The sequence below is a fragment of the Endozoicomonas sp. Z74 genome, assembly GCF_057680865.1.
In genome coordinates, this window is the sequence record NZ_JBLYZI010000192.1 from 1 (window position 1) to 3,659 (window position 3,659).

The window sequence follows — 3,659 nt, forward strand, 5'->3', positions numbered from 1 at the left end:
TGATTAGTATGAATCATAAGGGTTACCTTTTTACGATTTAGATTTCAGTGATTTCACCCTCTATCTAAATCGGTAACCCTTCCCTTTTTTGAAGAGGGAATTGTCAGATCAGATCTGAACTAATGCACTTAAGCCCTATAATAGGGCCATGGCCCGGTTCAGATACTAACATGTCGCGCTCTGCCTGCTTCATCTGGTTGTCCCTGGAATGCTTATTCCGGTCTGTCCTCGCGGACTCAGGGCTGACAGAAGTTGAGTGTCTGGAGCATATTCATGCCGTCAAGTACGATGTGTGCAACTTTGTCTTCCAGCAGCCACCAGACACTGGCAATAGGCAATTTTCATCTTTCCAGCCTGGTGATGATGGGGATGTGTTCATTCAAACAGTTGGCAGTTCTGGCCAGGGACCCCTGGTATACTCAAACTGGCCTTCCGCAGAAGAGTATTCCTATGAGCTTTGCCATCTTTATGATGAACGAGGTTGTGTTCTGGTTTTTTACCGGGAAACTAAGCGGTATAAGCAAACGGGTTTTTCACCGCCCTATAACCAGGACAGCAGAACACATCATTATTTTGGCCAGAACTTCCCCAGTCAAAGGTGTTGGGATATCAGCTGTTTTGATGATGAATTTGCCCATCACATTGGCCTTGAAAAGCATCCCGGTTCTCTGTGGCAAAGAGTCATTATTTGCTGCATTTGCACAGAGCCATTTGAAAAGGGTTTGAGTCGATCCAAACAGCTGATCCGCCCGGGCGCCCTGGTACAACCATCTGAACACTGGATTCACAGTCGTTAAATCACCTGAGTCAACACCACAAAAGCCGCCATACCTGCCACCACCGTAACCAGGGTGTTTCTGGATAAAAGCGCTATAGCAACCACAATCAATCCGGCTGAAAGGTAGGGGTTATGAAGACTCAGGTTCAACTGGTCCTGCCTGACAAAAATAATGGGGGCGGCTATGGCCGTCAGTACGGCTGGAGCGGAGTAGCTGAGAAAATCCTGGGTGTTTTTGCTCAGTCTCAGGGGAAGCCAGGGTTCCAGCAGCAGAAAGCGACTTGAAAATACCAGTAAGGCAATAATGAGGAGGGTGGTCCAGGTCATGCTGGCTTTTCCTCTGAGGTGAGTTTTGAGTATGCAAATCCGGCAGCCATTCCCACGGGCGCACTGATCAGAAGCCCTGCTTGCAGGTGGAGGAGGTTACAGACTACCGATGACACCATGGCGGTTAACACACAGAGGAGTATTGATGGTTTTTTAATGGAGGGGATTACCAGGGCAATAAAGGTGGCTGCTATGGCAAAGTCCAGACCCAGTGCATCCAGGTTGTCCATGGTTTCACCCGCCACAATCCCTGCAAACGTGGCCAGATTCCAGCCAATGTAAAAGCTCAACCCACCTCCCAGGGCATACCAGCGGTCGAACCGCTGGAGTATACCCGGATGAGCGATGGCAAACAGTTCATCCGTCAGGAGGAATCCCAGGGAAAGCCGCCACTTAAAGGGCAGGGGGCTGACAGCTTTGCGCATGACCATGGCATACAACAGGTGGCGTGAAGTGATCAGAAAAGTGGTCACCAGAATACTGCTGAGGCCAAGGCCGGCTTTGATCAGACCCATCAGGGCGATTTGTACCGCTCCGGCAAAAACAATGGCGGAGAGCCCCTGGCTTTGCCAGGGGGTTAATCCAGTTTCAATGGCCAGTGAACCGGCCAGTATGCCCCAGGGAATAACGGCAATGGTCAGGGGCATTACAGCCCCGGCTCCTTTACCAAAGGCTTTCAGCTTTTCATAAGGCTCCGGGTGGAGGTCGACGTCCGCTGGATTCATGGTATGACTGCTTTTCCCTTCCGATTGAAATCAGCTCTAACTGTAGCTTATGGCCCAGAATAGTTTGTCAGGTATCAAAGTGCTTGGACAAAATTGAAGCGCAGTCGTTCACTGTGCAACCGTTAAGCCGGGAGTGCCTTTCTACGGAGTCAAGTTCGCATTGCCCTGGCATAAGTTCCGGGTGTAATCCCCATGGTTTTTTTGAAGTGGCGGTTAAGATGACTCTGGTCGAAGAAGCCGCAGAGCTGGGATATCTCCACCAGGGGTAATCCCTGGGTAATCAGCTTTCTGGCCAGTCGCACCCTGGCCTGGATGAGGTAGGCGTGTGGCGGAAGTCCTATCTTTTTCTGAAATTGTCGCAGCAGGTGGTAGGGGCTCAGCTCTGCCAGGGTTGCCAGGGCTTCCAATGAAATATTGTCAGTACAGTGTTCATTCAGGTAATCCCTGACCCGCAGTAAGGAAGGGCCGATATCAGCCGGAGGCGTTATTCTTTGCCGACCATGGCGAGTGATCAGTTTGACCAGAGTGGAATACAGAAGGCTCTCTTTCAGAAGGCTGTTCCCGGAAGTGTGAAGTGCAGAAAAGGTGAGTTGCAGCATCCGGGAAAGGTGCAGGTCATCAATCACTGCCTCTTTAAAATAGGGGGCTCCCTGCTGATTTCCAAGCTCTGAGTTGATTTGGATGAACTGGTCAGGCAGTGGGTATATGGCCTGGTAAGACCAGCCACCTGCTGTTGCGGAACAGCCATTGTGCACTTCATCGGCATTCACCAGGATGATGCTACTTCTGGGAGCAATGTGGTTATCCCCGGTGCGATAAAACTTCTGGGCGCCTCTTTCAATCACGCCAATGGTATAGCCTTCGTGGGAATGACGGGAGAAGTTCTGGGAATGATACTGGGCTTTCAGGCACTCAAGGCCGCCCAGTTCCCGGGTGTAATGATAATCAGCAAGCTCTTTCTTAATCATTGTCAACAGTCTCCGGTCATTCAGTGATCATTGTAACGGTTTTCCCCTTTCAATTTTTGTATGAAATTGCTGGCTCAAGATCGCGCTACGGGGGGGCAGATAAGTGAAAATTGGGAACTTTTCTGCTGGAGACTGTCCAATATTTATTCTGGTTACTCAGTGCCATGAGCTCAATGGACAGCAATGGAACGAACAATGGAGAATATTCTGTTTTTGCCTGTTGGACCCGGCTCTGTAATTCCGGGGGAACACTCCATTCAAGGGGCAACTAATGAAGCCAGCGCGGCAGTCGGTGGGATCGGGTTGTTTCCTCAGGAAAGGGGAGAGATCCTGGCTGCACGAAAAATCACTGAAATTAAGTCGATTGGCACTTTTCTGAAATTAGTAAGCCAGGGGCTCTCTGTTGATGGAGGTGAGTGGAGTAGCGATCCTGATATTCCTGAATATCTCAATCTTGAGCCTTTATGTCAGGAGGATATCCAAAACCTGTTGGCTGCGCTGAAGTTTCATTCTGAGTCGAATAACCATGAACCAATTGATGAACATGCCTGGAAAATAAAGAAACAAAACTTCCGGGAAAAACTGGCCAAGGCCTTAAAACATCTGGATAAATTGGAACAGAAGCAAAGACCCACAGAGGAGCAGGAAAGACTTATTCTGAGACTGGCAGCCGATGAGTTGAAATCATGCTCAACCGTCAAGGACGATCATTACCTGTTCACCCTGGTACGCCAGGCGCTGTTCAAATTAAGTGTTGCTCTACCCAATGTATAGAAACTTGATCTAAAAAAGCCTCCTCTGAGAAGAGTTGAGTTTTAAGAAACCTTTTCCACCCGAGGTAACGAGACAGGTATTTTGTTG

General features: G+C 49.3%; 5 protein-coding genes. 2 read left to right on the plus strand and 3 right to left on the minus strand.

What is annotated here, in order from left to right:
• The first annotated feature begins 450 nt into the window (after positions 1-450).
• Entirely contained in the window at positions 451-726 is a 276-nt protein-coding gene (locus ACNRUY_RS25960; RefSeq protein ID WP_488114567.1) for a hypothetical protein, read from the plus strand.
• Between the two features lie 67 nt (positions 727-793).
• Here ACNRUY_RS25960 and ACNRUY_RS25965 read toward each other — a convergent pair whose 3' ends face one another.
• The 3 genes from ACNRUY_RS25965 to ACNRUY_RS25975 all read right to left on the minus strand — a co-directional run bounded on the left by ACNRUY_RS25965 (position 794) and on the right by ACNRUY_RS25975 (position 2,798).
• Positions 794-1,105, minus strand: coding sequence for an AzlD domain-containing protein (locus ACNRUY_RS25965; RefSeq protein ID WP_488114568.1), 312 nt, complete (start codon positions 1,103-1,105; stop codon positions 794-796).
• Positions 1,102-1,830, minus strand: a complete 729-nt coding sequence (locus ACNRUY_RS25970; protein ID WP_488114569.1) for an AzlC family ABC transporter permease — start codon at positions 1,828-1,830, stop codon at positions 1,102-1,104. Before ACNRUY_RS25970 ends, ACNRUY_RS25965 begins: the two co-directional genes overlap by 4 nt.
• Before the next feature lie 149 nt (positions 1,831-1,979).
• A complete protein-coding gene (locus tag ACNRUY_RS25975) occupies positions 1,980-2,798 on the minus strand; it encodes an AraC family transcriptional regulator (protein ID WP_488114570.1) in 819 nt (272 codons plus the stop codon).
• A 183-nt stretch (positions 2,799-2,981) separates the two neighbouring features.
• On the opposite strand from ACNRUY_RS25975, the gene ACNRUY_RS25980 reads away from it, so the two are divergent.
• Positions 2,982-3,572 carry a hypothetical protein gene (locus tag ACNRUY_RS25980; RefSeq protein ID WP_488114571.1) on the plus strand — a complete coding sequence of 197 codons (591 nt, stop codon included), beginning with the start codon at positions 2,982-2,984 and terminating at the stop codon, positions 3,570-3,572.
• Positions 3,573-3,659 lie beyond the last annotated feature (87 nt).